This is a genomic window from Oleiphilus sp. HI0067 (genome assembly GCF_001635735.1).
In genome coordinates, this window is sequence record NZ_LWFI01000668.1 from 1 (window position 1) to 257 (window position 257).

Consider the following 257-nt stretch of genomic DNA (forward strand, 5'->3'; position numbering starts at 1 on the left):
CTATGATTAGCCCTCTCAATTACTGCTTTACAGAAACTTCTATCTTAGAAGTTTTGACCAGAACACTTACCAGTCTTAACGTTGTAGTTACCACATGCTAGTGGAGCTCTCCAGTCAGAGATAACGTCTTTAGAACCAGGCAGGTAGTCAGACCAAGCATCACCTTGAACAAGACCGTTAGTTGAAGAAACAATCTCAAACTGACCGTCGTCTTGGATCTCACCAATTAGAACAGGCTTAGTGATGTGGTGGTTAGG

General features: G+C 42.8%; 1 protein-coding gene. It reads right to left on the bottom strand.

Annotated features, from left to right (window positions below):
* Positions 1-44: 44 nt before the first annotated feature.
* Positions 45-257, bottom strand: a 213-nt coding sequence (locus A3739_RS07695) for a transporter substrate-binding protein (protein ID WP_156502446.1), incomplete at its 5' end; no start/stop codon positions are given.